The following is a 26462-nucleotide window of genomic DNA, read 5'->3' on the forward strand; positions in this document are numbered from 1 at the left end:
AGCTATTTCGTGCCGAACAGCCGATCCCCGGCATCGCCCAGACCCGGCACGATGTAGCCCTGCTCGTCGAGTCCCCTGTCGACCGCCGCGGTGTAGATCGGCACCTCCGGATGGGCGTCGTGCACGACGGCGATCCCTTCGGGGCAGGTGAGCAGACAGACGAACTTGATGGACCGGGGCCGGAACTCCTTGAGGCGGTCCACCGCCGCCACCGCCGAGTTGCCGGTGGCCAGCATCGGGTCGACCACGACCACCTCACGCTCGTGCAGGTCGCTGGGCATCTTGAAGTAATACTCCACGGCGACACGGGTTTTCGGATCGCGGTACAACCCGATGTGTCCGATCCGGGCGCCCGGCACGACGGTCAGCATTCCATCCAGAATGCCGGTGCCGGCCCGCATGATGGCGACGAACACCAGTTTCTTGCCATCGATGACGGTGCCGGTGGTGGTCTCCAGCGGGGTTTCCACCGCGATCTCCTGGGTCGGGGTGTCGCGCAGCACCTCGTAGGCCAGCAGCGTGGCCATCTCGTTGGCCAGCCTGCGGAACGTGTTGGTGGACGTGACCTTGCGCCGCATCAGTGTCAGCTTGTGCTGCACCAGCGGGTGGTCGATGACGTGGACGTCGCGCATCAGAACACTGTGCCATCGCTGATGATGGACAGCGGCGGGAGGCCACCGCGCAGCCGCTGGGCCAGCTCCCTGCCCGCCGCCCACGTACCGCCTTCCAACACTCGGGCCAGCGGCATCTGGTCGGCGTCGGCACCGAGTCGCCGCCGTACCAGGGGAGCCAGCTCGTCGAGCAGCGCCACGGTCAAGGCCCGCCACTCGACCACCAATTCGTCTGAGACGCTGACACTTCGGGTGGCGTCCGTACTATCGCGAAGCTGGAGCACGCCGGTGTCGAGCAGCAGGCCACCGTTGCGGTATTCGGGCAGTCCGGTCAGCTCGTCAAGATCGGTCACCGTCACCCCGGCCCAGTCGAACGGCTCGAGCAACGAGTATGTGAGCCACTGCGAGAGTTTGTGAAACGGCATCCAGCCCGCCGTCAGACCCGGACCCTGGAGCGCGGAATGCCGCCAGCAGTCCCCGAGCGGCTGGTCACCGATCATGCTGCTGCCCGGCCAGATCGGCGCCAAGGAGTTCAGGACCGTGGACAGCAGGTCGGCCGCCGGTACCGATCTCCCGCCCACGGCGCCGAGTAATCCGCCGGGGCGGCCCTCGGCGCCGAATACCTCCGGGTCCGCGGCGGTGACCGCACCCAGGCGATGCAGGATCGCCACCCGGCCGCCGAGCCCGACGAGCGGATTCGTGCCGTCGACCTGAAACGCCTCGGCCAGCCGCTGCTCGGTGAGCCCGGCCAGCCCGGCGGCGTCGACCCGCAGCGGGTCGCGCGGGTCGGAGGAGAACAGTCCCGCGGTGAAAGCGTGAAAGCTCGCCACCCCCAGGCCTTCTGAGCGGCTCAGCCGCAGTCCGGTCCCCGGTTCGACATACGACCAGGACGGGCCGGCGCCGGCGTCGAGCAGCACGCTGACCACGGTGAGGTCGACCAGCGCCGTGGCGTCGGCGCCGCTGAGTAGCTCGGCCCGGCGATCAACACCGCCGGCCCCGAAATGGCGCCACCGGCTGTGGAACGGCACCTGCAGATCCGGATAGTTCCGCCGGGTGACCTCGGCGACCAGTTCGGCGGCCGCGTCCAGTGCATCGTCGTGCACGCTGAACCACCGCGAGTCACCGGCGCGGGCCCGTTCGGTCAACAATTCGGCCCGCTCACGGACGGCGCGAGTGCTGCGCAGTGCCGCGGCCGCCCCCGCCGGGCTATCGACGTCGGCCTCGATGGCGGCGGCCATCAGTGCTCCAGCCCGCGGCCCTTGGCCTTCTTCAATTCGGCGGCATCGGGGACCGGGCCGGGTGTGAAGTAGCCTGCGGCCATCTTGGCGTCGATCTCGACTCGGGCGTCGGCCGGAATCAGCTCGTCGGGGATGTTGACCCGCTCGCCGACCTCGATCCCCGAGCCGACGATGGCGTCGTACTTCATGTTGCTCATCGAGACCAGGCGGTGGATCCTCTGGATGCCCAGCCAGTGCAGCACGTCGGGCATCAACTCCTGGAACCGCATATCCTGCACTCCCGCAACGCATTCGGTGCGGGCGAAGTATGCCTCGGCGGTGTCGCCGCCCTCCTGGCGCTTGCGGGCGTTGTAGACCAGGAACTTGGTGACCTCGCCGAGTGCACGACCTTCCTTGCGGGAGTAGGCGACCAGCCCGACCCCGCCGCGCTGGGCGCCGAGGATGCACTCCTCGATCGCATGCGTCAGATATGGCCGACAAGTGCAGATGTCGGAGCCGAATACGTCGGATCCGTTGCATTCGTCGTGAACCCGGGCCGTCAATTCCACCGAGGGGTCGGCGAGATCGTGGGGGTTGCCGAAGATGTAGAGAGTCTGCCCGCCGATGGGGGGAAGGAAGACCTCGAGATCGCTGCGCGTCACCAGTTCGGGATACATGCCGCCGGTCTCTTCGAACAGGACCCGGCGAAGATGAGCCTCGCTGCACCCGAAACGATCGGCGACGCCGGGCAGATACCAGACCGGCTCGATCGCAGCCTTGGTCACCAGCGCCGCACCGCCGGGCAGCAGGAACCGGCCGTCCGGGACCAGCCGCCCTTTGTCGATGGCGTCGGCGATCTCCGGAAGTATCACGTGAGCTTTGGTCACCGCGATGGTCGGGCGGATGTCGTGGCCCGCGGCCAGTTCGGCGGCGAAAGCGTCGGCCACCATCGCACCCCACGGGTCAAGGCTGACAATCGCTTCCGGACGGCTCCACTGCGGATACGGGCCGATGCTGTCGGTGGGTGCGGTGTTGGTCAGATCCGCCCGATGCTCTCGCGAGAGCGCACCGGCCGCGACTGCCAGCGCGCGATACACGCTGTAGGAACCGCTATGCGTACCAACGACATTACGGTGACTGCGGGTGCTGGTGGTGCCGATCAGCGGACCGCGCTCGCCGGGGGTGGCCGCGCCCCAGCTGATCGGCGGGGCGTCGTCGGCGCCGCGATGCGATGTCAGCCGGATATGCCCGGGCTGGCCCTTCGGCGCGGCCGGTGACGGCGCTTCGGCGGACATGTGCGCTCCTTCCGCAAGACGCCAGCCTAGCCACCATCGTCACTTTCTGCCGAACGTCACGCTCGCGCCCAGAGGCGGACGCCGATCACATCCCGAAACGCGTGTTCTGCACTGCCGCGACGGCCTCCGGTGGCCCCAGGACGTCGACGCGCGCCGCGGTCTGACGGCCGAACAGGTACAGCAGTAGCTCACCGGGTGCGCCGCTGAGCTCGGCGACGGGATCACCTGGGCGGGCCCGACACCGTTGCGTGCCCCACACGATGTCCACCCCGATGCCCCGCACCCGGCGGCTCAGATAGTGGCTGCCGCGCTCGACATTTCGCCAGAGCGCCACTTGCAGGTCGGCCGGCAGGTCCTCCCGGGAACCCAGGCCGTTCGCGCGCCGGACGTCCTCGTGATGGACGAAGAACTCGTTGAGGCTCGGGAAGTCGCGCACCCAGCCCAGCCGAAAGAAGCCGAAGGGTGGACCGGACCGCAGCCGGTCCACAATCCAGCCGAACTCCCGGTGTTCGACGATTGCCGCGGTACGCCGCTCGGCCAACCGCGCGGGAGGGCCGGGAAGAACCAGGCCGGGCGCGGCAAGCGGATCGCGCTCGCGCAGCAGCAGATGGGCGGCAAGGCGTTTGGTGGTGAACCCGTCGAGCAGGGTGGGCGCGTCCGGGCCGAGGTGGTCGAAGAGGTTGCACAGCGTCGCCCGCTCCCGAGCGTCGAACGGCGGATCAGTGCTCGGCATGAACCCTCGCACGCTCGGCGATACGATCTGCCCCGTCGTTCACGGTTGGACGAGCACGCGGATCGGATTGCCTTCGCCAGTATCGAGAATGCGGATCCCGTCGGCGATGTCCTCGAGCGGGATGATCTGACTGATCGAGCGCGACAGATCCAACCGGCCACGGGACACCAGCTGAGCCAGCGTCTCGATGTCCTTGTTGTGGTAGCCGAGATGTCCGAGCACCTGACGTCGGGTCAGACCGAACATCGACGTCGGCCCCACGGTCGGGGATTCGGCGCTCATGCCCACCCCCACCAGCCGGCCACCGCCGGTCAGCGAGTTCAACGCCTGCTCGAAAGTGACCTTCAATCCGACGGCGTCGAAAGCGACATCGAGTCCGCGCCCGCCGGTGACCTCGGCGAGCTTGTCGGCGAAATCCTGGTCGCGCGAGTCGAATGCGTAATCGGCGCCGAGCTCCAGCGCGCGGTCGCGGACCGCGGGGTTGAGGTCGACCGCGATGATCGGAACCGCTCCGACCAGCCGCGCCAGTTGCACGATGTGGGTGCCGACGCCACCGACGCCCCAGACCCCGACCGATTCCCCGATGACCACCTTGCCGGTGTTGACCACGGCGCCGAACGGGGTGGATACCGCGTCGGCCAGGATCGCGGCCTGCTCCAGTGGCACGTTGTCCGGTACGCGGGTCAGCCCCGCGGCCTGCGCGACGGTGTATTCCGCCCAGGCGCCGTCGTAGGCGAAGGCCATCAGTTGCAACCGCAGGCAGGTGGCCATGTCTCCGCGCCGGCAGTTGACGCACTGCCCGCAGGGCCGGCCCGCGGCGACGACCACCCGGTCACCCTCGGACCAGCCGGTCACGCCGGGACCGAGTTTCGCGATGGTTCCGGACGCCTCGTGGCCCTGGGTCACCACCGGACGCTGGGCGGGGAAAGTGCCGTTGATCAGGCTGAGGTCGGAGTGGCAGATGCCGCAGAACGCCACCTTGACCAGGACCTCACCCTCGCCTGGCTCGGGGATCGGGACATCTTCCAGCACAACCGTTTTGGTGTCTGCGTAGAAGCGTTCCGCCCGCATGGTGCCCATGATGTCCTCCTGAGGTCGAAAGACAAACGTACGCCCGGTGCCGCCCGGATCAGGCCTAGAGTGGGGAATATGTCGCCCAAGATCGCCACCGCCGACTCCGTGGACCTCGATCAGCTGCTGGAGTTCGTCCGACCCCGCCATCGCATGGTGCTGACCACGTTCCGCGCGGACGGCTCTCTGCAGAGTTCCCCGGTGACCGGCGGCGTCGACGAGCAGGGCCGACTGGTGATCGCCAGCTATCCGCGTCGCGCCAAGTCGGTGAACATCCGCCGCACCAGGCGAGCGAGCGTGGTGGTGCTCTCCGACGAGTTCAACGACGCCTATGTGCAGATCGACGGGCCCGCCGAGGTGATCGATCTGCCCGACGCCGTCGAACCGCTGGTCGACTACTTCCGCGCCGTCGCCGGTGAGCACTCGGACTGGGACGAGTACCGGGAGGCGATGGTCAAACAGGGCAAGTGCCTGATCCGGGTCACCCCGCAGCGCTGGGGTCCCGTGGCGACGGGCGGCTTCCCTCCGTCGTAAGCGAGGCCAGGGTGTAGATCCGCACCCGCCCCGGCGCGGTGGCGCTGCATTGCGACAGCAGTGGCTCCGAGAGCTCCTCGTTGAGCACCACCTCGACCGGGTCGGGATCGGCGCCGAGCACCACCCGGATGGTGCCGTCACCCGACTCGACCTCCAACGGGGGGAAGGCGGCTATGCGATCGTCGCCGAAGGCCTCGCGGGCGAAATGTTGTGCGGCCTGGACGGCGTGGGGAAGCGATGTGCGCCCGCGCAGAAATCGGTTGTCCAGCCGGCCGTCCAAATACCGGCTGACCAGCTCGGCCGCGTCGGTTTGGTCCACCCGCCCGTAGCACAACCCCACCGGCAGCACGAGCATCGTCGCCGCGAATCTGTCACCACCCAGATGTGAGCATTCCCAGGCGAATTCGGGGTACGCGGTCGAGATCGCCGCGGCAGCCGACCGGCCGCGCACGGCGCAGCACATGTCGTGGCGGCCATGGGCGCAGACCGCGACGAGCGGGTCGGTCGAGGCGGTGCCGTCAGAGCCGTCCAACGCAACGTCGAGGTAGTCACGCGGGTCGGTGACCTCGCCGCCGTACAACGCTTCGCTGCCAACGGCGCACTGCGCGACGAACCAGCGCCATCGTGGCGTGGTCTCCCGGCGGCCGTGCTTGCGGATCGCCGCGATCCGCATGCCGGCTGATTCGGCGCGCCGGACGACGGCCAGCCCCAGCTTCGGGTCGATACACGACGGTGAGCCCAGGAACGCCGAATGTCCCCAGCCGCCGGCCAATTCGAGCAGCAGCCACGACGTACCGGCCGAGGCCGTCCCGTACATCGGGTCGTTGCGGGCCAGCGACTGGTCGCTGCAGCCCTGCCCGGCTCTGCTCATGGCGCAGGGGCGGGGACGACGACTGCTTCCTTGAGCAGGCGCCGGATCAGAACCGCACCGTCAGCGGGGTCGAGCCCCGGCAGCGCGGCGGACCGCACCACCTCGCCGCGGTGCAGCGCGCGCAGCGCCTCGGCGCAGGACGCGGGGAACGTGATGGTCCGGTCGGGAAGCCGAAGAACAACCCGGCCGTCGGAACTGTCCAGGCCGGCCACCAGGCCACGGCGCCACCACACCTCGACGTCGGCGTCGGCGGCTGCGCGCAGGGTGGCCAACGGACGGACCGCGACGGGTCGGGTCAGCCCGCCGTACCGGTCGGACAGCCGCGCGGCGGCGCCGGTGCTGAGGCTTGCCGCGTTGTCGCGCAACGCCGCCACCATCTCGGCCATCACCTTGGTGACCGTGGCGGCCGTCTCGTCCTGATCGGCTGCGATACCCATGGGCAGGGATCGGCGGAAGGCCTCGACACGGGACAGCTCGTCGAGCACGGCGCGCGCCACGTCGAGCCCGGTGGTGGCCGAGACACCGATGGTGAGGTGAATCGACGTGGTGTCGAGCGCCTGAGCCGCATGGAGCCAGCCTCGGGGCAGGTACAGCGCGTCGCCGGCGTTCAGCACGGCGTCGATCACCGGCTCGCCGCACACTCGTTCGTCGATCGCCGCCCGATGCTGGGTCCACGGCTGGTCGGGTAGGGGATGGTGGTGGACCGGTTCGTGCACCACCCAGCGCTTCTGCCCGGATACCTGTAGTACGAAGACGTCGTGGACGTCGTAGTGCGGGTCGAAGCCGCGGTTGCCCGGGGGTGTGATGTAGGCATTGGCCTGCACGGGATGGCCGAGATCGTCGACGGCGTCGCGAACGAAGTCGATCACCGGCGGCCATAGCCGGTGTAAACCCTGTAGGACAACCGTTGCGCCCCTGGCCAATTCGGCGAGGACCTTCGCCGAGTCGACCTGGTCGGCAATCTCCGCGCCGAATCCGGCCGGGCCGAGATAGCAGTCTTTGGCGAGGATCTCGCCGTCGCGGGCCAGCCTGATGAATGGTGCCCGGACACCGCGCTCGGCTATCAGCTCGTCGACCGCCCCGGGAGACAGCAGATCGCTGAAGTCCCGGGGCAGGTCGGCGGCCGAGCTGAGGAGCGGCTTACGGCCCCAGTACTGGTCGGCGAACGTCTGCGCGTCGACCGCACTGCAGCGGCTCAGCATGGAACCGGGTCAGGCGGTGCCGTCGGCGCCGCCGTCGTGGCCTTCGGGGTTCGAACCACCGTCGGCGGGTCCTTCACCGCCGCCGTCAGCCGTGCCGTCGGCACCGCCATCGTGGCCTTCGGGATTGGAGCCGCCGTCAGCGGTGCCCTCGCCGCCGGGGGTGGAAGTCGTGATGTCGTCGTCGTTGAGCGCCATGAAAGATCCTTTCGCGAACCGCAAGAGAACGGCACAGTGTGCAGGGATAGGTGCGAACGGAGTTACCGCGCCGACAGCGACTGAAACCGTCGGAAGCGAGATGGATGTGTCCGGGTGGCCCCGCCAGCGCGACGGCGTCAGCTGCGGGCCCAGTGTGGCGGTGATGGCCGGGGCACTCATCGATGCCGAGTACGGCTCCCCGCTGCGGGCCGAGCACCCGCAGCGGTGGTTCGACGCCGAGCAGGCCCGGGTGCACCGCACGGTCAACATCGTGTGGCCACACGCGCTGGGCGCCACCCCGGCCGGTGTGGCACGGGCGATGACCGAGCACAGCCTCGCTCGCGGTGTGCGGTACCGCTGGCGCCCGGCCCGCTGCGACGACCGGCTGGCCGACGTGTGCGATGCGGTGGCCGCGGGTTGGCCGGTGGCGATGCTGATCGGTGCGGTGCTGCCGCGGCACTGGGTGCTGCTGGTCGAGATCGAGGGCGCCGCGCTGCGTTGTTACGAACCGTCCGCCGGTGCACTGCTGGACATCGATATCGATGACATCCGTCGCAGTCGGCTGGCACGGATGGGATTTCCGCGACCGTTCGCGTTCGTCACTCCGCGCTGTGTTTGAGGCCGTGCCGAACGGGCATGCCGCCAGTTGACCCCAAGTGTGAGGAGCACCCCATGCGCGCAGTGACCTGGCACGGCCGGCGCAACGTCTCGGTGGACACCGTCCCCGATCCGCAGATCAAGGAACCGACCGACGCGATCATCCGCGTCACGAGTACCAATATCTGCGGGTCGGACCTGCATCTCTACGAAGTACTCGGTGCCTTCATGTCGCCGGGCGACATCCTCGGACACGAGGCCATGGGTGTGGTCGAAGAGGTTGGCGACCAGGTTTCCGAGCTCAAAGTCGGTGACCGCGTGGTGATTCCGTTCAACATCTCCTGCGGCCACTGCTTCATGTGCGGTGAGGGTCTGCAGAGCCAGTGTGAGACAACGCAAAACCGCGACCAGGGGACCGGCGCGGCCTTGTTCGGTTACTCCAAGCTCTACGGCGAAGTCGCCGGCGGGCAGGCCGAGTATCTGCGCGTGCCGCAAGCCAATTACACCCACATCAAGGTCCCGGTCGGCGGGTCCGATGATCGCTACGTGTACCTGTCCGACGTGCTGCCCACCGCGTGGCAAGGCTTGGAGTACGCGGACGTGCCGGACGGCGGCACCCTGGTGGTGCTCGGACTGGGGCCGATCGGGTCGATGGCATGCCGGATGGCCACACACCGCAACCGGTACCGGGTGATCGGCATCGACCTGGTGGCCGACCGGCTTGAGCGGGCCCGCCCCTACTGCGACGAAGTCATCGACCTCCGGGAGGGCGATGTGGTGGAGCGCGTTCAGTCTCTGACCGACGGCCGGGGCGCCGATTCCGTCATCGATGCCGTCGGCATGGAGGCACACGGGTCTCCCGTCGCCGAATTCGCCCAGACCGCAGCGGGATTCCTGCCATCGCCGTTGGGACGAGCTGTCATGCGCAACGCCGGAGTGGATCGGCTGGCTGCACTGCACACCGCGATCGCGGTGGTCCGCCGTGGCGGGACGATCTCCCTGTCGGGTGTCTACGGCGGGTCCGCGGATCCGATCAACATGATGGTGATGTTCGACAAGCAGATTCAGCTCCGCATGGGGCAGGCCAACGTCAAGCGTTGGATCCCCGACATCATGCCGCTACTGACCGACGACGACCCGCTCGGCGTGGACACGTTCGCCACCCATCGGCTTCCGCTTGCGGACGCCCCGAAGGCCTACGAAACGTTCCAGAAGAAGGCCGACGGCATGTTCAAAGTGGTTCTGAAACCTTAGGATTGGGCCGGTTTCGGCCCCAACAGTGCCAGCGAGACCGCCAGCGCGGGTTCGATGATGTCGGTGGCGGGGTCGCCGTCCTCCATGGTTTGCGCGGTGAGCTCTCGCAGGCCACCCACCAGGATGACCGCCATCGCATGCGAGATCGGCGGTAAGCCGGCGGTACGGAAGCCGTCGTTGTTGGACAGCTCGACGATCATCGTGGCGAGTCGGGCGAACCCCCGGCGCAGGGTGGGCCGGGCGTACTCGCCCAAGGCGGGCAGTTCGCGGATCCAGCTCAAGGTGATCGCGCGCCGCTCGTCGATGTGCTGGACGTAGGTGACGACAGCCTGGCGGATCTGCTCATGCCAGGGCGCGTGCGGATCGACGGCCGCGCTGATGGTCTCGACGAGTTCGTCGTTGTTGGTGGTGAGCAGCTCGGCGAAACAGTCTTCCTTGGTGGCGAACTCGCTGTAGAAGGTGCGCTTGGAGGTGCGGGCGTAGCGGACGATGTCGGCGACCGTGGTGTCGCGGTAGCCGCGTTCTTCGATGGATGCGGCGAGCCCGTCGAGCAGTCGGCGCCGAAAGTCGTCGTTGCGGCCGACGGCAGGAGCTTCGGGAACGACTGTCGTGGTCATCCGAGCTCCTTTCCGCGCGGCTGCCCTTGTCAGGGCTGGTACCGAAGGGTACCGTACCCCACAAGCCAGTGGTACAACGCAGTACCACGCTATGTCTGGGAGGGCTTCACCGATGAGCCAAGCGCCAACCGTCGCCGCGCCGGTCCGTGCCGAAGCGAAGTTGCCGCCGTCGCCGGGAGTGCCGAATGCACTGGTCAGCCTCGCGTTCATGGCGGCCCGCCGGCCCACGACCAACTGGCTGACCCGGCGCTACGGCCGCTGTGTCACGGTGCGGATCCCGGTCTTCGGCAACACTGTCGTCGTCTCGGATCCCGCACTGACCAAGCAGATCTTCACCACCAGTCCCGACATTCTCTACAACATCCAGCCGAACCTGAGCCGGCTGCTGGGACCGGGATCGGTATTCGCTCTCGACGGGGTCGAGCACCGCGCGCGCCGCAAGCTGCTCACCCCGCCGTTTCACGGCAAGAGCATCCGGGCCTACGAGCAGATCGTGGTCGAGGAGACCCTGCGCGAGACCGAATCCTGGCCGCAGGGAACCGAATTCGCAACGCTCGAGCCGATGATGCGCATCACCCTCAACATCATCTTGCGCGCGATCTTCGGCGCCGACGGTGTCGAGCTGCAGCGCCTGCGTGAGCTCATCCCGAAGTGGGTGACCCTGGGATCGCGGCTGGCCGTGCTGCCCTCGCCGAAACGCGAACTTCCGTGGACGCCATGGGGGCGGCTCGTTCAATATCGCCGGGAGTACGAGGGCTTGGTCGACACGCTGATCAGCCGGGCGCAGAGCGATCCCAATCTCGAAGACCGCACCGACGTGTTGTCGCTGTTCCTGCGGAGCTCCTATGACGACGGCTCGGCGATGACGCGCGGGGAGATCGGCGACGAACTGCTGACTCTGCTCGCCGCCGGTCACGAGACCACCGCATCCACGCTGGCGTGGGCGTTCGAGCGGATCTCGCGGCATCCCGAAGTGCTGACCCGCCTGGTCGAAGAGGCCGGCACCGAGGACAACGCCTACCGTCAGGCCACGATCCTCGAGGTCCAGCGCAACCGGACGGTGATCGACTTCTCCGGCCGTCATGTTCAGGTGCCGGGCTACGAACTCGGTGAATGGACTGTGCCGCAGGGTTATTCAGTGATTGTCAGCCTGAACCAGCTGCACGAGAACCCGGAGATGTTCCCCGACCCGGAGCGCTTCGACCCGCTGCGCTTTCTCGACACCAAGCCCAACACCTTCGCCTGGGTTCCGTTCGGCGGGGGCACCCGGCGCTGCATCGGCGCGGCATTCGCCAACATGGAGATGGACGTCGTCCTCCGTACGGTGTTGCGGCACGTCACGATTGCGACCACCACGGCGCCGGGGGAGAAGTGGCACTCCCGGGGCGTGGCGTTCACCCCGAAAAAGGGCGGACGGGTCGTGGTGCACCGCCGGGGCTAGAACCGCGACGAGTGTGCGTCCTCATCCGCGAACAGCGGTGTGTCGCGTACGAATCCGCACACTCGGCGCGATCCCTAGACCTGAGCCCGCTTCGGTAGCTTCCACCCCGCCCGCGGGAAGTGGCAGGTGTAGCCGTTCGGGTAGTGCAGCAGGTAGTCCTGATGCTCGGGCTCGGCATCCCAGAAGTCGCCGGCCGGCGTCACCTCGGTGACCACCTTGCCCGGCCACAGCCCGGAGGCGTCGACGTCGGCGATGGTGTCCAACGCGACCTGCTTCTGCTCGTCGTCGAGGTAGAAGATCGCCGACCGGTAGCTGGTGCCGACGTCATTGCCCTGCCGGTTCTTGGTGCTCGGATCGTGGATCTGGAAGAAGAACTCCAGCAGCGCCCGGAAATCGGTCTGCGCCGGGTCGTACTCGATCTCGATCGCCTCGGCGTGGCCGGGATGGTTGCGGTAGGTCGGGTGATCGTTCTGGCCGCCGGTGTATCCCACCCGGGTGGAGACCACGCCGGGCTGCTTGCGGATCAGATCCTGCATGCCCCAGAAGCAGCCGCCGGCCAGGATCGCCCTCTTGGTGTCAGTCACGCGTCCTCCTTGGAAGTCTCGAACAAATGCTTGTACTCGCCGTAGCCCTGCGCCTCGAGATCGTCGAGTCCGATGAATCTCAGCGAAGCGGAGTTGATGCAGTAGCGCAACCCTCCCTGCGCACGGGGGCCGTCTTTGAAGACGTGCCCCAGATGGCTGTCGCCACCCGCCGAGCGGACCTCGGTGCGAACCATCAGGTGGCTGAAGTCCCGCTTGGTGACGACGTTGGATGCGTCGATCGGTTTGGTGAAACTGGGCCAGCCGGATCCACTTTCGAACTTGTCGAGCGAGGCGAACAGCGGTTCCCCCGAGACGACGTCGACGTAGATGCCCGGCTCGTGGTTGTCCCAGTACTCGCCGGTGAAGGGCCGCTCGGTGCCGTTCTCCTGGGTTACCCGGTATTGCTCCGGGGACAGCGCGGAAACTGCGGCGGGATTGCGGTGATAGTCATGCGACATGCCTGTTTAACGATGGAAGGGTCTTCAGAGATTCCCCCGTCACGGTTCCGTCAGAAATGCCTCCTGCCTGCGGTCAAAACCTCGACAAAGGCAGGTAGAACGTGTTCTAGTTTGTGGGTGCCGCACTTCTCCCGTCAGGAATTGACCGACGCATTCGCCGTCTTCGAGAACACCGTCGCCGAGGCCGCCAGAACCCAGGATTGGGACGCCTGGGTGAGTCACTACACCCCCGACGTCGACTACATCGAGCACGCGATGGGCACGATGAAGGGCCGCGACGAGGTGCGGGCCTGGATCACCAAGACGATGGGCAGCTTCCCCGGCAGCTATATGACCGAGTTCCCGTCGCTGTGGGCGGTGTTCGACGAGGAGACCGGCCGGGTCATCTGCGAGCTGGACAACCCGATGCGCGACCCCGGTGACGGCACGATCATCAGCGCCACCAACATCTCGATCGTCACCTACGCCGGCGACGGCCTGTGGTCGCGCCAGGAGGACATCTACAACCCGCTGAAGTTCCTGCAGGCCAGCATGAGGTGGTGCAAGAAGGCCGAGAAGCTCGGCACCCTCGACGAGGAGGCGGCCGCCTGGATGCGCGCCAATGGAGGCGGCAAGTGAGCGCCCCGAAACTCGTCATCGGAGCCAACGGTTTCCTCGGCTCACACGTCACCCGGCAGTTGGTCGCCGACGGGCACCAGGTCCGAGTCATGGTGCGGCCGAACGCTTCCACCATCTCCATCGACGACCTCGACGTGCAACGCTTCATCGGCGACATCTGGGACAACGACGTGCTGCGCGAGGCGATGGCCGGCGTCGACGACGTCTACTACTGCGTGGTGGACGCCCGCGGTTGGCTCAGTGACCCGGCACCGCTGTTTCACACCAACGTCGAGGGCACCCGCAACGTCCTGGAGGTGGCCAGAACCGCTGGCCTGCACCGCTTCATCTTCACCAGCAGCTACGTCACCGTCGGACGCCGTCGCGGCCGGACGGTCAGTGAAGCCGACATCATCACCGACCGCGGACTCACCCCCTATGTCCGGTCCCGGGTGCAGGCCGAAGAACTGGTGCTGCGCTACGCCCGCGAGCACGGCCTGCCCGCCATCGCGATGTGCGTGTCCACGACCTACGGCGGCGGCGACTGGGGGCGAACCCCGCACGGCGCCATCATCGCCGGGGCCGCCTTCGGCAAGCTGCCGTTCGTGATGGGCGGTATCGAACTCGAAGCCGTCGGCGTCGACGACGCCGCCCGCGCGATGATCCTGGCCGCCGAGCGTGGCCGGGTCGGCGAGCGTTACCTGATCTCGGAAAAAATGATCAGCAACGCCGAAGTGGCCCGCATCGCCGCGCTGGAGGCGAACATGCCGCCGCCGGCGAAGACGATCCCGCTGCCGGTCGCCTACGCGTTGGCCGCGCTGGGCACCGCCAAAGCCCGGCTGCAGAAGACCGACGAAAAGCTGTCGCTGGGCTCGCTGCGGCTGATGCGCGCCGAGGGACCGCTGGACTGCAGCAAAGCCGTCCAGGAACTGGGCTGGCAGCCCCGGCCGGTCGAGGAGTCGATCCGGGAGGCCGCGCGCTTCTGGGTTGGGCTGCGCGAGGCGAAACGGCAGGCCAAGGCGGCCCGCTCGGAGTGAGCAGGCACTGAACCCGCCCGCGGGCGAATACGTGTCCCGCGTATGACGCCACGCATCTTGACCCTGTCCGTCGCCATCGCATTCGCTGCTGTTCTTCTGGTGGCGGCATGCTCGGCGGGAACCACAGCCGCACCGTCGTCCGCACCTCCCGCGGCCGGCTCGACGATCAGCATCGCCGACATGAAATTCAGTTCGCCCGGGCCGGTTTCGCCCGGCGCCACCGTCACCGTCGCGAATGCGGACGGGGTCGAGCACACCGTCACCGCCGACTCCGGCGCCGCGTTCAACGTCGAGGTCGGCGAGAAGGGCACGGCTACGTTCACCGCGCCGAGCAAGCCGGGAACGTACCCCTACCACTGCACCTACCACCCGGCTATGCACGGACAGCTCGTCGTCCAGTAGTTCGGTCTAGCCTGTCGTGCGTGGCCACAATTAACGGCGCCGTCTCGCACTGGTTCACCGAGCTTCCCGCCCCGCGTCCCGCCCTGCCGGGTGACCGCGACGCCGACGTCTGCATCGTCGGCGCGGGCTACACCGGCTTGTGGACGGCCTACTACCTGAAGAAAGCCGATCCCTCGCTGCGGATCGTGGTGCTGGAAGCACGGTTCGCCGGATTCGGCGCATCCGGACGCAACGGCGGCTGGCTGTCCGGCCTGGCGCCGGGCCACCGCGGGCTGCTGGCCAAGAAGTACGGCCGCGCCAACGTCGTCGCCTGGCAGCAGACCCTCAACGCTGCCGTCGACGAGGTGATCGCGGTGGCCGCGCAGGAAGGGATCGACGCCGACATCGTCAAGGGCGGCAACCTCGAAGTGGCCCGCAACCCCTCGCAAGCCCGCCGGCTGCGTGCCGAAGCCGATGAGGATCGCGAGTGGGGCACCGACGGCATCGAACTGCTGACCGCCGCCGAAGCAGCCGAGCGGATCCGGGTGGACGGCCTGGTGCTCGGGATGTTCAATCCGCACTGTGCGCGCATCCAGCCCGCCAAGCTGGCCCGCGGCCTCGCCGACGTCGTGGAGCGCCTCGGCGTCACCATCTACGAACAGACCCCGGTCACCACGATCAGCCCCGGCCGGGCGGAAACCCCGCGGGGCGTGGTGCGCGCGCCGATCGTGCTGCGGGCCACCGAGGGCTTCACCGCCCGGATGCATGGGTTGCGGCGGCGCTGGCTGCCGATGAACAGCGCGATGATCGCGACAGAGCCGATGTCCGACGACGTCTGGGCGTCCATCGGTTGGGCGGGCCGCGAAACGCTGGGCGATCTGGCCCACGGGTTCTTCTACGCCCAGCGGACCGCCGACAATCGCATCGCGATCGGCGGCCGGGCGGTGCCCTATCGCTATGCCTCGCGCATCGACAACGACGGCGCGGTCGGCGCCGACACCATCACCTACCTGACCGGGGTGCTCAACGCCGCGTTGCCGCAGACCCGCGGGGTGCCGATCGCCCACGGCTGGTGTGGCGTGCTGGGCGTCCCCCGAGACTGGTCGGCCGGTGTCAGCCTCGATCCGGTCACCGGACTCGGCGAGGCGGGCGGTTACGTCGGCCACGGTGTGACGGCGACCAACCTGGCCGGCCGGACGCTGACCGACCTGGTGCTCAAACGGTCCACCCCGTTGACCGCGCTGCCCTGGGTCGGTCACCACTCGGCCACCTGGGAACCCGAGCCGCTGCGCTGGCTCGGTGTACGCGGCATGTACACCGCCTACAAGCTGGCCGACCGGCACGAATCGGGCGGGCGGGCGACGACCTCGCCGATCGCCGTGATCGCGGACGCGATCGCCCGGCGTCCCTGACCCTGCGCGATCTACCGTGGGAATCGTGAGTGCACAGCGGTGTTGCACCACCTACGCAGAATTCGGAGGAGACACCGATGAGCACACGTGAGATCAAGCAGCCGACCGCCGATCACCCGATCACGATCACCCCGACCTCCGGACGGGTTCAGGTCCGGATCAACGGCGAACTCGTCGCCGACACCCGCGCCGCGCTCGGCTTGGCCGAATCCACCTATCCCGTGGTTCAGTACATCCCGCTGGGCGACGTCGACCCGGCGGTACTGGCCTGCACCGACACCCACAGCTACTGCCCGTACAAGGGCGAGGCCAGCTACTACAGCGTCACCGCAGGCGACGTGACGGTCGAAGACGTGATCTGGACCTACGAGAAGCCCTACCCGGCGGTCGCCGCGATCGCGGGACACGTCGCGTTCTATCCGAACATGGCCGACATCAGCGTCGCACCGGACTGACCAGGTGCCCCCGGACGCGGTGCGGGAGCGCATCCTGACCTTTCCCGGGCCTGCCAGCCCGGGGCTGACGCTGGCGCCGCAACGCCGCGGGCCGGGCGATCCGTGCTACCAGCTCGACGCCGAGCGCGCGATCTGGCGCACCAGCCTTCAACCCAGCGGGCCGGTGACAGCCCGGATCTACCGCACTGCTCCCGACACCGTGGGGTGCCAGGCGTGGGGCGACGGCGCCGATGAGTTCGTCGAGGCGCTGCCCGCACTGCTGGGCGTCGACGACGACGCCGGCAGCTACCGCCCGCAGCACCCGGTCATCCAGGCCGCGCTCACGCGGGTGCCGCATCTGCGGATCGGGCGCACCGCACGGGTGCTCGAGGCGCTGATCCCCGCGGTGATCGAGCAACGCGTGCCGGGTGCTGACGCGTTTCGGGCCTGGCGGCTGCTGGTCACCAAGTTCGGCACCCCGGCGCCCGGTCCTGCTCCCGCGCGGATGCGGGTGCCGCCGCCGGCCGACGTCTGGCGGCGCATCCCGTCGTGGGAGTTCCACCGTGCCAACGTCGATCCCGGTCGGGCCCGCACGATCATCGGGTGCGCGCAGCGCGCGGACGCGTTGGAACGCCTGTCGGGCCGGTCCGCGACCGAGGCCCGCGACGCGCTGACCACACTGCCGGGCGTCGGCGTCTGGACGGCGGCCGAAACGGCGCAGCGCGCCTTCGGCGACACCGACGCGCTGTCGATCGGGGACTACCACGTCTCGAAGATGATCGGTTGGACGCTGATCGGCACCCCCGTCGACGACGCCGGCATGGTGGAGCTGCTGGAGCCGGAGCGTCCGCATCGGTACCGCGCGGTGCGCCTTCTGGAGGCCAGCGGGCTGGTGTACAAGCCCCGTTTCGGTGCGCGGCTGCCGGTGCAGCAGATCAGCAATTTGTGACGCTGCTCTTACATCTGGTTACCGGTGCAACAACCCGGGTATCAGGCGGTCGAGAAGCAACAGCGTGAAACGCAAAGGAGCGATCAATGGGTGCCAAGTTCACCGTCCCCGGATTGACCGAAGCGAAGGCCCGTAAGGTCACCGATCTCCTGCAGAAGCAGTTGAGCACGTACAACGACCTGCACCTCACTTTGAAGCATGTGCACTGGAATGTGGTCGGCCCCAACTTCATCGGCGTGCACGAGATGATCGACCCGCAGGTCGACCTGGTGCGCGGATACGCCGACGAGGTCGCCGAGCGAATCGCCACCCTCGGCGCGTCGCCGCAGGGCACGCCGGGTGCGATCCTCAAGGACCGCACGTGGGACGACTACAGCGTCGGCCGCGACACCGTGCAGGCCCACCTCGCCGCAGTCGACCTGGTCTATGACGGCGTCATCGAGGACCTGCGCAACAACATCGAGGCGACCGAGGACCTCGACCCGGTGACCCAGGACATCCTCATCGGGCATGCCGCCGAGCTGGAGAAGTTCCAGTGGTTCGTGCGTGCCCACCTCGAAAATGCCGGTGGGACTCTGGCTCACGAGGGCAAGTCGACGGAGAAGGGCGCAGCCAAGGCGGCGAAGTCGAAGAGCTAAGCCTTCGACTCCAGCGCACCGTCGCGGACCGGACGGTCCGCGAGCTCCTCGGCGCGGCCGAACAGCAGCGGGTAGAGAGCACCCGCCACGGCCGCGCCGGCGAGCGGTGCCAGCCAGAACACCCACAGCTGGGCAGGTGCGCCGTCGCCGTTGAAGAACGCGACACCCATCGAACGGGCCGGGTTCACCGACGTATTCGAGATCGGGATCGAGATCAGGTGGATCAGCGTCAGCATCAAGCCGATTGCCAAGCCCGCGAAGCCCTTTGGTGCTCGGTCGTCGGTGGCGCCCAGGATCACCAGCAAGAACAGGAAGGTCAGAAGCGCCTCGGCGATCACCACCGCCGCCAGTGAGTAATGGAACGGTGAATGCTCACCGAAACCGTTGGCGGCCATGTGACCGGTCGGGGCGAACCCGTCTCTGCCTTTGGCTATCGAGTAGATCGCCGCACCGGCAGCCAGGCCGCCGACGACCTGCACCACCCAGTACGCCGGTAGCGCCTTCCATTCGACGCGCCGCGCGATGGCCGCACCGAAGGTGACCGCCGGGTTGAAGTGGCCACCCGAGATCGTGCCGAACGCATAGACGCCGGCGAGCACCGTGAGTCCGAAAGCCAATGCGACGCCGAGGAATCCGATACCGACGGAACTGTCCTCAGCAGGGTTGGCAGCGAATACCGCCGCGCCGCAACCTCCAAAAACAAGCAGGAATGTGCCGATGAATTCTGCGGCCAGTCGGTGCGCCATCGTTGGAGCTCTCACTGGGTAACCCTTCTCGTCGGTCGGGTCGATCTCCGCTGATGATCGCAGCACGGCACCCATGAAAGCACCGAACTTTGCTGAATCGTGTTGAGACGGTGACCTGGAGGCGGGTGCTCACTTCCGGGGGTCGTCGGCATCGTCGTCGACCGCGAGGATCTCCGGGGCGGGAACGGTGACCCGCTCTGCCGCCGCGGTTTCGCGGTTGAGCCGCTGCGCCTGGTAGATCGACACCGGGGTACGGCTGATGATCAGGTACGCCACACCGACGGCGATCATCGCACCCGGGATCACCGCAAAGGACCCGGTCATCTCGGCGACCATGATCATCACCGCGAGCGGTGCGTGCGCGACGCTGCCGAAGCAGGCCATCATCCCAGCGATCACGAACACGGCCGGGCCACCCGGGACCGCCGGCGCGCCGGCCAGGTCCGCCAGTCGCCACAACGCCGCACCGGTGAACCCGCCGATCACGATGCCGGGCCCGAAAATGCCGCCGGACCCGCCACTTCCTATTGACAGCGAGGTTGCGACGATCTTCGCGATCGGCAGGACGAGGATGATCCACAACGGGATCGTCAGCAGTCCCTCGCGCGTGGTGGCCAGCTGCACCCACCCGTAACCGCTGGACAGAATCTGCGGGATCGCCAGGGCCAGCAGACCCACGAGCAGGCCGCCGACCGCGGGTTTGATGATCTTGTTGCCGGGCAGCCGACGGGTCAGCGCGACCGAACCGTAGAAGATCCGCGCGTAGGCGTATCCGACTGCTGCCGAGACGATTCCGATCAAGGCGAACCACCCCAGCTGTGCCGGGTCGAATTGGTAGTCGCGGGCGACGAAGCCGAACATCGGGTCGAAGCCCAGGATCGAGCCGTAGATGGCGTAGGCCGTGCCCGAGGTGACGAAACCAGGCACCAGTGCCTTGTAGTCGAAGTCTTCGCGGTAGACGATCGAGGCGGCCAGCACCGCGCCGCCGAGGGGGGCGCCGAAGATCGCGCCGATGCCCGATCCGATTCCCAGGGAGACGGCGACGCGGCCGTCGGCGTCGGACAGGTCGAAGGTCCGGGTCAGCAGCGACCCGAACCCCGCCGATATCTGGGCAGTGGGACCTTCACGGCCCGCTGAGCCACCCGATCCGATGGTCAGCGCACTGGAGACCAGCTTCACCAACACTGCGCGGACGCGGATCGAGCGGGGATCGGTGTGGACGGCCTCGATCGCGCTGTCGGTGCCGTGCCCCTCGGCCTCCGGGGCCAGTTTGGCCACCAACGTCGCCGAGACCAGTGCGCCGCCGAACACGATGAGCGGGATCGCCCAGGGGCGGACGAAGCCGGCCGACCCGCTGCCGCCACCGTCGGCGTACGCCTGCGGCGGGTGATAGCCGCCGAGGTACCCGAGCAAGAAGCGCCCTGTGTAGTCCAGCGCGAGATAGAAGACGACCGCGCCGAGGCCGGCGATGATGCCGATCGCGATCCCGAGGATCAACCATTTGCGCAGATAACCGGAGTCGCGGAGGAACTCACCCAGCCGTCCGCCCGCCTTGCTGCGCGCCTCGGCCATCACCGGATGCTAGCAGCGCGGCAGGTGTGCCGATACCCGTCCGCACCCCGTCGCAGGGACCAAAGTCCTCAGTTCGGCTCTCCGTCGGGGCCGCACGTTGCACATACCCCCATAGGTATCTACAGTGGAACGTACAGATACCCCATGGGGTATCAGGAAGAACGTAGGGAGGACCTGCATGATCGCGCTGACAATCGGATTGGCCGTGCTCGTCGGAGTCTCCCTGGGCCTGCTCGGAGGCGGTGGTTCGATCCTCACGGTGCCGCTGCTGGCCTACGTGGCCGGCATGGACGCCAAACACGCCATCGCGACGTCGCTGTTGGTGGTCGGCGTGACCAGTGCCGTGGGAGCCGTCTCACACGCACGCGCCGGGCGGGTGCAGTGGCGGACCGCCCTGCTGTTCGGCACGACGTCCATGGTGGGTGCCTACAGCGGCGGCCAGCTGACCCGATTCATCCCCGGCGACGCGCTGCTCGTGGCGTTCGCGGTGATCATGGTGGTCACCGCGATCGCGATGCTGCGCGGTCGCCGAACGCCGACCGCTGCTGCGCACACCGGCGTAGCGCTGCTCGCCAAGACCGCTGCCCTGGGCCTCGCGCTGGGACTGGTCACCGGAACTGTCGGTGCCGGTGGCGGATTCCTGGTGGTCCCGGCGCTCGTGCTGCTGGGCGGGCTGACGATGCCTGCCGCCGTCGGGACGTCGCTGGCGGTCATCGCGATGAATTCGTTCGCGGGCCTGGCGGGCTATCTGTCGGTGGTGCAGATCGACTGGACCCTGGCGCTCATGGTGACCGCGGCAGCCGTGGCCGGCGCACTGGTCGGATCGAGGTTCGCCGCCAAGGTCAACCCCGAGGTGCTCCGCAAAGCCTTCGGGTGGTTCGTCCTGATCATGGCGTCGGTCATCCTCGGCGAGCAACTCGATCCGATCGTCGGCTACGTCGGCGTCGCGTTGACCGGCCTCGTACCCGCATTCATGTTCGCGTGCAACCACATTGCCGCATGCCCCCTGCACGGACTGCTGGCCCGGCCCACCGCCGCGGCCGGGACAACCTGATCATCCCGGTGAAAGGAACCGAAATGAAATTCATCCAGTACTACCTGGACTGCCTGTCACACGCGTCCTACCTGATCGGTGACGAATCCAGCGGCCGTGCCGTCGTCGTCGATCCGCAACGCGACGTGTCCGAATATCTCTCGGACGCAGACGAACTCGGCATGCGAATAGAACTCGTCATCGAGACCCACTTCCACGCCGACTTCCTGTCCGGTCACCTGGAACTGGCCAAGGCCACCGGCGCCAAGATCGTCTACTCCTCGGTCGCCGAAGCGGAATTCGACTTCATGGGCGTCGCCGACGGCGAGCGGTACTCCCTGGGCGAAGTGCAGTTGGAGTTTCGGCACACCCCGGGGCACACCCCCGAGTCGTTGAGCATCGTGCTCTACGAGCATTCCGGTGACACCGAGCCGTACGGAGTGCTGACCGGCGACACCTTGTTCATCGGCGATGTCGGTCGTCCCGACCTGCTGGCGTCCATCGGCTTCAGCCGCGAGGAACTGGCCGACAAGCTGTACGACTCGCTGCACGACAAGTTGATGACGCTGCCCGATGCCACCCGGGTCTACCCGGCCCACGGCGCGGGATCGGCCTGCGGCAAGAACCTTTCGACCGATCTCTGGTCGACCATGGGGGAGCAGCGGATGACCAACTACGCGCTGCGGGCGCCCGACAAGGCGACCTTCATGGACCTCGTCACCGCGAATCAACCGCCCGCACCGGGGTACTTCGTCTACGACGCCATCCTCAACCGCAAGGACCGCGGCCTGCTGGACGAGACGAAGCCGCCGCGCTCGATGACCTACGCCGAGGTGCGTGCGGCGGTGGCGGGCGGAGCGGCTCTGGTCGACGGACGTGCGCCCGAGGAGTTCGCGTTGGGCCACCTCCGCGGCGCCGTCAACATCGGTCTGGGCGGCCGCTACGCGGAATTCGCCGGCTCAGTGGTCAAACCAGACACCGACATCGTGCTGATGACCGAGCCGGGTCAGGAGCTGGAGGGCAAAAACCGGTTGGCCCGAATCGGCTTCGACCGTGTCATCGGCTACCTCGCCGAGCCGTACGAGGTGATGTTCACCCATCGCGACGATGTCGAGGTCGCCTCCCGGCTGACCGCCAGTGGCCTCCGTGAACGGCTGGCCGAGGTGCCGGAGCTGCAACTGGTCGACGTTCGCAATCCGGGCGAAGCGGCGACCGGCATGGTGAGTGGCGCGGTCAACATCCCGGTGGGCCAGCTGCCCGACCGGGTGGGCGAGCTCGATCCGCACAAGCCCACCGTCGTGTACTGCGCCGGCGGCTATCGGTCCTCGGTCGCGGCCAGCCTGCTCCGCAATCGCGGATTCGACGACGTCAGCGATCTGCTCGGCGGCTACGCCGCGTGGGACGACGTCGTTCAGAAAGCCTGACGTCCAGAACGCCTGACGTCCAGAACGCCTGAAGCGAAAGGGAATTCAATGGCCATCACGGCTAAGCATCAGATCGTCATCGTCGGTGGCGGTACCGCGGGCATCACCGTCGCTGCGCGGCTGCGCCGAGCGGGCTACACCGACGTCGCGGTGATCGAACCCTCCGAGGACCACTACTACCAGCCCCTGTGGACTCTGGTGGGAGGCGGGCGTGCCGACGTCGCGTCGACCGTGCGCCCCGAGTACTCGGTGATGCCCAAGGGCGTCACCTGGATCCGCAACGCCGTCAGCGCGTTCGATCCCGCGGCCAACACCGTGACGTGCGCCGACGGCGACACCTACGAGTACGACGCACTTGTGGTGTCGCCGGGCATCCAACTCGACTGGAACCGCACCGACGGACTCGAGGAGGCGGTCGGCCGGAACGGGGTGTCGTCGAATTATCGGTTCGATCTGGCGGCGCGCACGTGGGAGTTCATTCAGAACACCCGGTCGGGTTCGGCGGTCTTCATGATGCCGTCGGGTCCGATCAAATGCGGTGGCGCACCGCAGAAGATCGCGTATCTGGCCAGTGACTACTGGCGCGAGCAAGGCGTCCTGGACAAGATCGACGTCCATCTGGTGCTGCCGACACCGCGGGCATTCGGCATTCCGGAGATCGCCGACAATCTGGACAAGGTGATCGCCAAGTACGGAATTCAGCTGCACACCTTGTCGGAGGTCACCGCGGTGGACGGCGAGGCCAAGAAGGTGACGGTCACCGCGGTCGGCGAAGGCGGGACAGACACCACGCTCGCGTTCGACATGTTGCATGCGGTGCCGAAGCAGTCGGCGCCGGACTGGGTCAAAACCAGTCCGCTGTCCACCGGTGACAGCAACGGCTACGTCGAGGTCGACAAGTTCACCCTGCAGCACAATCGTTTTCCGAACGTGTTCAGCCTCGGGGACGTGGCGGCGACACCCAACTCCAAGACGGGTGCGGCGGTCCGCAAGCAGGCTCCGGTCGTGGTGGCGAACATTGCCGCCTACCTCGAGGGCCGACCCTTGCCGGCGCACTACGACGGATACTCGTCGTGCCCGATCGTCACCTCATCCCACGACATGCTGCTCGCGGAATTCGACTACGACATGAGTCTCACGCCGTCGTTCCCGCTCCTCGACCCCACCAAGCCGCACCGGCCGTACTGGTATGTCAAGAAGTACGGACTGCCATGGCTCTACTGGAACCTGATGCTGAAAGGCCTTGTCTGACAGCGGCCGGATCAGGCGTCGAGGTCTTGCTGCACCAGCTCGGCGATGGCCTTACAGGCGGCTTCGTCCTCGGAGGCGACGGTCACCTGCGCGCCGTTGCCTGCGCCCAGGGTCATGATCATCAGTGCGGAACCGGCGTCCACCGGCTCGCCGCCGTCCACCGACAAGGTCACCGGAACTCCGGCGTTGACAGCCGCCTCCGAGATGATCGCGGCGGGGCGGGCGTGCAATCCGATCGCCGAGCCGACGATGACGGTCTTGGTGTGCATGAGACTCCTTCGTGTTTCGTTTCTCGAACTTCGTTGACTAGGCGGTCGCCGGAACGGCGGCCGTCTTACGGATGAACTGCTTGGCGGCGACGACGGCGAACCCGCCGACGGCGGTGCCCGCGGCCAGCGCCACCAGGAACCAGACCAGGTTGCCGATGGCGAAGAACACGAAGATACCTCCGTGCGGTGCCTTCAGCGTCACGTCGAAAGCCATGATCAGCGCACCGGTGACGGCACCGCCGGCCATCATCGACGGGATGACCCGCAGGGGATCGGCGGCGGCGAACGGGATGGCGCCCTCGGAGATGAACGATGCACCCAACAGCCAAGCAGCACGGCCATTTTCGCGCTCCGGCTCACTGAACAGGCCGGGCCGGATGGTGGTGGCCAGCGCCATCGCCAGCGGCGGCACCATGCCGGCGGCCATCACCGCGGCCATGATGCGCAGCGACGCCGGATCGGCGACGTTGAGCCCGGCGGTGGCGAAGGCGTACGCCGCCTTGTTGACCGGGCCGCCGAGGTCGAAGCACATCATCAGGCCGAGGATCACGCCGAGCAGAATCACCGAGGCTCCGGTGAGGCCGTTGAGCCAGTTGGTCAGGCCCGAGGTGATCGCGGCCAACGGGCGGCCCAGCAGCAGGAACATCAGCAGGCCGACCACCAACGACGCGCCCAACGGGATGATCACCACCGGCATCAGTCCGCGTGCCCACTGCGGCACGTTCACCTTGCTGATCCACAGTGCCGCGAAGCCGGCGATCAGGCCGCCGACGATACCGCCGATGAAGCCGCCGCCCACGAACACCGCGACCGCGCCTGCGGTGAATCCCGGTGCGATACCCGGCCGGTCGGCGATGGCGAACGAGATGTAGCCGGCCAGTGCGGGAACCAGGAAGCTGAACGCCAGCCCGCCGAGGGTGAACAACACCGCACCGAGGTACTGGGTGAAGCCACCGCTGGGCAGGTTGGTCAGCGAGTTGGTGGTGGCGATCAGATTGCCCAGCGATTTGGTGGCCCCGTCGGGGGTGTTGGCGATGTCGTAACCGGCGAACAGGAAGCCCAGCGCGATCAGGAGACCGCCCGCGGCGACGAACGGGATCATGTAGCTGACGCCGGTCAGCAGGATCTGCCGGATCCGGGTGCCCCAGCCGACTCCGCCGGCGGGTGCATCCCCGGCCGCGGCGGCTGCGCTGCCCTCGACGCGTGCGGCCTTCGGATTATCGGCGGCGGCAACAGCTTCCGCGATCATGGTGTCGGGCTCGTTGATGGCCCGTTTGACACCGGACGCGATCACCGGCTTGCCGGCGAAGCGTTGCCGATCCTTGACGCCGACGTCGGTGGCGAAGATGACGGCGTCAGCGTCGCTGATGGTCTGGGCACTCACCGGGGTGCTGCCCGAGGAACCCTGGGTCTCCACCGTCAGGTTCACCCCCGCGCGTTCGGCGGCCAGCTTGAGCGCATCGGCGGCCATGTAGGTGTGGGCGATTCCGGTCGGGCATGCGGTGATGGCGATGATCGACTTGGCTTGCGCGGCAGGTGCTGTGGCGGCCGGCGCGGCAGCAGGCTTGGCGCTGTCGGGGTTGACCACGCCGTCGACCAGGCCCACGACGTCCTCGGCCGACTTCGCGTCGCGCAGCGACTGCACGAAGTCGGGTCGCACCAGCGCACGTGCCAGGCTGGACAGCAGCTTCATGTGCTCGGCGCCGGCACCGTCTGGCGCGGCGATCAGGAACACCAGGTCCGCGGGACCGTCGGGTGCGCCGAAGTCGACTTTCGGTGCCAGCCTGGCGAATCCGATCGACGGTGAGGTCACCGCGGTGGACCGGCAGTGCGGGATCGCGATACCGCCGGGGAGACCGGTGGCCGACTGCGCCTCGCGCGCCATGGCGGCGGCCTGAAGTGCCGCGCCGTCATTGACGCGGCCACTCTCGGCGAGCCGGGTCGCAAGCCGACCGATCACCGACTCCTTGTCCGAGCCGGCATCGACGTCGAGCAACACCAATTCGGTGCTGATGATCGTGGAGTTCGTCATGGTGGCC

General features: G+C 67.7%; 28 protein-coding genes and 1 pseudogene. 14 read left to right on the forward strand and 15 right to left on the reverse strand.

Going from position 1 to position 26462, the window contains the following annotated elements:
- Window positions 1-2: 2 nt before the first annotated feature.
- The 5 genes from upp to D3H54_RS00855 form a co-directional block, all read right to left on the reverse strand.
- The gene (gene upp / locus D3H54_RS00835) at window positions 3-632 is read right to left on the reverse strand and encodes a uracil phosphoribosyltransferase (protein WP_149377437.1); all 630 of its coding nucleotides are present in this window, start codon (window positions 630-632) and stop codon (window positions 3-5) included.
- Window positions 632-1849: a URC4/urg3 family protein gene (locus D3H54_RS00840; protein ID WP_149377438.1), complete on the reverse strand. Its 1218-nt coding sequence runs from the start codon at window positions 1847-1849 to the stop codon at window positions 632-634. Before D3H54_RS00840 ends, upp begins: the two co-directional genes overlap by 1 nt.
- Window positions 1849-3123, reverse strand: a complete 1275-nt coding sequence (locus D3H54_RS00845; RefSeq protein WP_149377439.1) for a GTP cyclohydrolase II — start codon at window positions 3121-3123, stop codon at window positions 1849-1851. Before D3H54_RS00845 ends, D3H54_RS00840 begins: the two co-directional genes overlap by 1 nt.
- A gap of 85 nt (window positions 3124-3208) precedes the next feature.
- On the reverse strand, window positions 3209-3856 hold the full coding sequence (locus D3H54_RS00850) for a TIGR03085 family metal-binding protein (RefSeq protein WP_149377440.1): 648 nt from the start codon (window positions 3854-3856) through the stop codon (window positions 3209-3211).
- Between the two features lie 39 nt (window positions 3857-3895).
- The gene (locus D3H54_RS00855) at window positions 3896-4939 is read right to left on the reverse strand and encodes a zinc-binding dehydrogenase (RefSeq protein ID WP_149383270.1); all 1044 of its coding nucleotides are present in this window, start codon (window positions 4937-4939) and stop codon (window positions 3896-3898) included.
- A gap of 66 nt (window positions 4940-5005) precedes the next feature.
- On the opposite strand from D3H54_RS00855, the gene D3H54_RS00860 reads away from it, so the two are divergent.
- The gene (locus tag D3H54_RS00860; protein WP_149377441.1) at window positions 5006-5461 is read left to right on the forward strand and encodes a PPOX class F420-dependent oxidoreductase; all 456 of its coding nucleotides are present in this window, start codon (window positions 5006-5008) and stop codon (window positions 5459-5461) included.
- On the opposite strand, the gene D3H54_RS00865 is transcribed toward D3H54_RS00860, so the two are convergent.
- The 3 genes and pseudogenes from D3H54_RS00865 to D3H54_RS00875 all read right to left on the reverse strand — a co-directional run.
- On the reverse strand, window positions 5409-6332 hold the full coding sequence (locus D3H54_RS00865) for a ferredoxin family protein (protein WP_149377442.1): 924 nt from the start codon (window positions 6330-6332) through the stop codon (window positions 5409-5411). The two genes, D3H54_RS00860 and D3H54_RS00865, sit on opposite strands and share 53 nt — an antisense overlap.
- Window positions 6329-7534 (reverse strand): cupin domain-containing protein, encoded by a 1206-nt coding sequence (locus D3H54_RS00870; protein WP_149377443.1) that lies wholly within the window; start codon window positions 7532-7534, stop codon window positions 6329-6331. The genes D3H54_RS00865 and D3H54_RS00870 overlap by 4 nt, the downstream gene beginning before the upstream one ends.
- A 12-nt stretch (window positions 7535-7546) precedes the next feature.
- Window positions 7547-7729, reverse strand: a pseudogene (locus tag D3H54_RS00875) (BatC protein); the annotation flags it as partial.
- A gap of 163 nt (window positions 7730-7892) precedes the next feature.
- Here D3H54_RS00875 and D3H54_RS00880 point away from each other — a divergent pair.
- Both D3H54_RS00880 and D3H54_RS00885 read left to right on the forward strand, forming a co-directional pair.
- Window positions 7893-8348, forward strand: a complete 456-nt coding sequence (locus D3H54_RS00880; protein WP_432246565.1) for a hypothetical protein — start codon at window positions 7893-7895, stop codon at window positions 8346-8348.
- A gap of 53 nt (window positions 8349-8401) precedes the next feature.
- Window positions 8402-9580, forward strand: a complete 1179-nt coding sequence (locus D3H54_RS00885) for a zinc-dependent alcohol dehydrogenase (protein WP_149377445.1) — start codon at window positions 8402-8404, stop codon at window positions 9578-9580.
- Here the strand turns inward: D3H54_RS00885 and D3H54_RS00890 are convergent.
- A complete protein-coding gene (locus tag D3H54_RS00890) occupies window positions 9577-10197 on the reverse strand; it encodes a TetR/AcrR family transcriptional regulator (RefSeq protein WP_149377446.1) in 621 nt (206 codons plus the stop codon). The genes D3H54_RS00885 and D3H54_RS00890 overlap by 4 nt on opposite strands.
- A gap of 112 nt (window positions 10198-10309) precedes the next feature.
- On the opposite strand from D3H54_RS00890, the gene D3H54_RS00895 reads away from it, so the two are divergent.
- Window positions 10310-11638, forward strand: coding sequence for a cytochrome P450 (locus D3H54_RS00895; protein WP_149377447.1), 1329 nt, complete (start codon window positions 10310-10312; stop codon window positions 11636-11638).
- Between the two features lie 74 nt (window positions 11639-11712).
- Here D3H54_RS00895 and msrA read toward each other — a convergent pair whose 3' ends face one another.
- Together msrA and msrB are read right to left on the reverse strand one after the other, a co-directional pair.
- Complete coding sequence (gene msrA, locus D3H54_RS00900; protein WP_149377448.1) at window positions 11713-12222, reverse strand: peptide-methionine (S)-S-oxide reductase MsrA; 510 nt, start codon at window positions 12220-12222, stop codon at window positions 11713-11715.
- Entirely contained in the window at window positions 12219-12680 is a 462-nt protein-coding gene (gene msrB / locus D3H54_RS00905; RefSeq protein ID WP_149377449.1) for a peptide-methionine (R)-S-oxide reductase MsrB, read from the reverse strand. Before msrB ends, msrA begins: the two co-directional genes overlap by 4 nt.
- 117 nt (window positions 12681-12797) lie before the next feature.
- Between msrB and D3H54_RS00910 the strand changes: the two genes are divergently transcribed.
- The 7 genes from D3H54_RS00910 to D3H54_RS00940 all read left to right on the forward strand — a co-directional run bounded on the left by D3H54_RS00910 (window position 12798) and on the right by D3H54_RS00940 (window position 18128).
- Complete coding sequence (locus D3H54_RS00910) at window positions 12798-13298, forward strand: nuclear transport factor 2 family protein (RefSeq protein WP_149377450.1); 501 nt, start codon at window positions 12798-12800, stop codon at window positions 13296-13298.
- Window positions 13295-14314, forward strand: coding sequence for an NAD-dependent epimerase/dehydratase family protein (locus D3H54_RS00915; RefSeq protein WP_149377451.1), 1020 nt, complete (start codon window positions 13295-13297; stop codon window positions 14312-14314). The genes D3H54_RS00910 and D3H54_RS00915 overlap by 4 nt, the downstream gene beginning before the upstream one ends.
- Before the next feature lie 42 nt (window positions 14315-14356).
- Window positions 14357-14716 (forward strand): cupredoxin domain-containing protein, encoded by a 360-nt coding sequence (locus D3H54_RS00920; RefSeq protein WP_149377452.1) that lies wholly within the window; start codon window positions 14357-14359, stop codon window positions 14714-14716.
- Between the two features lie 20 nt (window positions 14717-14736).
- Window positions 14737-16107 (forward strand): NAD(P)/FAD-dependent oxidoreductase, encoded by a 1371-nt coding sequence (locus D3H54_RS00925; RefSeq protein ID WP_149377453.1) that lies wholly within the window; start codon window positions 14737-14739, stop codon window positions 16105-16107.
- 77 nt (window positions 16108-16184) lie between these two features.
- Complete coding sequence (locus D3H54_RS00930) at window positions 16185-16562, forward strand: DUF427 domain-containing protein (protein ID WP_149377454.1); 378 nt, start codon at window positions 16185-16187, stop codon at window positions 16560-16562.
- Window positions 16563-16566: 4 nt separating this feature from the next.
- Complete coding sequence (locus D3H54_RS00935; RefSeq protein WP_286199068.1) at window positions 16567-17490, forward strand: DNA-3-methyladenine glycosylase family protein; 924 nt, start codon at window positions 16567-16569, stop codon at window positions 17488-17490.
- An 86-nt stretch (window positions 17491-17576) separates the two neighbouring features.
- A complete protein-coding gene (locus tag D3H54_RS00940) occupies window positions 17577-18128 on the forward strand; it encodes a Dps family protein (RefSeq protein ID WP_149377455.1) in 552 nt (183 codons plus the stop codon).
- Here the strand turns inward: D3H54_RS00940 and aqpZ are convergent.
- Entirely contained in the window at window positions 18125-18889 is a 765-nt protein-coding gene (gene aqpZ / locus D3H54_RS00945) for an aquaporin Z (RefSeq protein ID WP_149377456.1), read from the reverse strand. The two genes, D3H54_RS00940 and aqpZ, sit on opposite strands and share 4 nt — an antisense overlap.
- 114 nt (window positions 18890-19003) lie before the next feature.
- Complete coding sequence (locus D3H54_RS00950) at window positions 19004-20446, reverse strand: chloride channel protein (protein WP_149377457.1); 1443 nt, start codon at window positions 20444-20446, stop codon at window positions 19004-19006.
- Window positions 20447-20624: 178 nt separating this feature from the next.
- On the opposite strand from D3H54_RS00950, the gene D3H54_RS00955 reads away from it, so the two are divergent.
- From D3H54_RS00955 to D3H54_RS00965, 3 genes are read left to right on the forward strand one after another with little or no spacing between them, the layout of a single operon-like run.
- Window positions 20625-21500: a sulfite exporter TauE/SafE family protein gene (locus D3H54_RS00955; RefSeq protein ID WP_149377458.1), complete on the forward strand. Its 876-nt coding sequence runs from the start codon at window positions 20625-20627 to the stop codon at window positions 21498-21500.
- A gap of 23 nt (window positions 21501-21523) precedes the next feature.
- Complete coding sequence (locus tag D3H54_RS00960) at window positions 21524-22903, forward strand: MBL fold metallo-hydrolase (RefSeq protein ID WP_149377459.1); 1380 nt, start codon at window positions 21524-21526, stop codon at window positions 22901-22903.
- A gap of 48 nt (window positions 22904-22951) precedes the next feature.
- Window positions 22952-24154, forward strand: a complete 1203-nt coding sequence (locus D3H54_RS00965) for an NAD(P)/FAD-dependent oxidoreductase (RefSeq protein WP_149377460.1) — start codon at window positions 22952-22954, stop codon at window positions 24152-24154.
- 11 nt (window positions 24155-24165) lie between these two features.
- Here D3H54_RS00965 and D3H54_RS00970 read toward each other — a convergent pair whose 3' ends face one another.
- Complete coding sequence (locus D3H54_RS00970) at window positions 24166-24423, reverse strand: HPr family phosphocarrier protein (protein ID WP_149377461.1); 258 nt, start codon at window positions 24421-24423, stop codon at window positions 24166-24168.
- Window positions 24424-24460: 37 nt separating this feature from the next.
- Window positions 24461-26455 carry a PTS fructose transporter subunit IIABC gene (locus D3H54_RS00975; RefSeq protein WP_149377462.1) on the reverse strand — a complete coding sequence of 665 codons (1995 nt, stop codon included), beginning with the start codon at window positions 26453-26455 and terminating at the stop codon, window positions 24461-24463.
- Window positions 26456-26462: the final 7 nt, after the last annotated feature.

Source organism: Mycobacterium sp. ELW1 (assembly GCF_008329905.1).
GTDB lineage: Bacteria > Actinomycetota > Actinomycetes > Mycobacteriales > Mycobacteriaceae > Mycobacterium.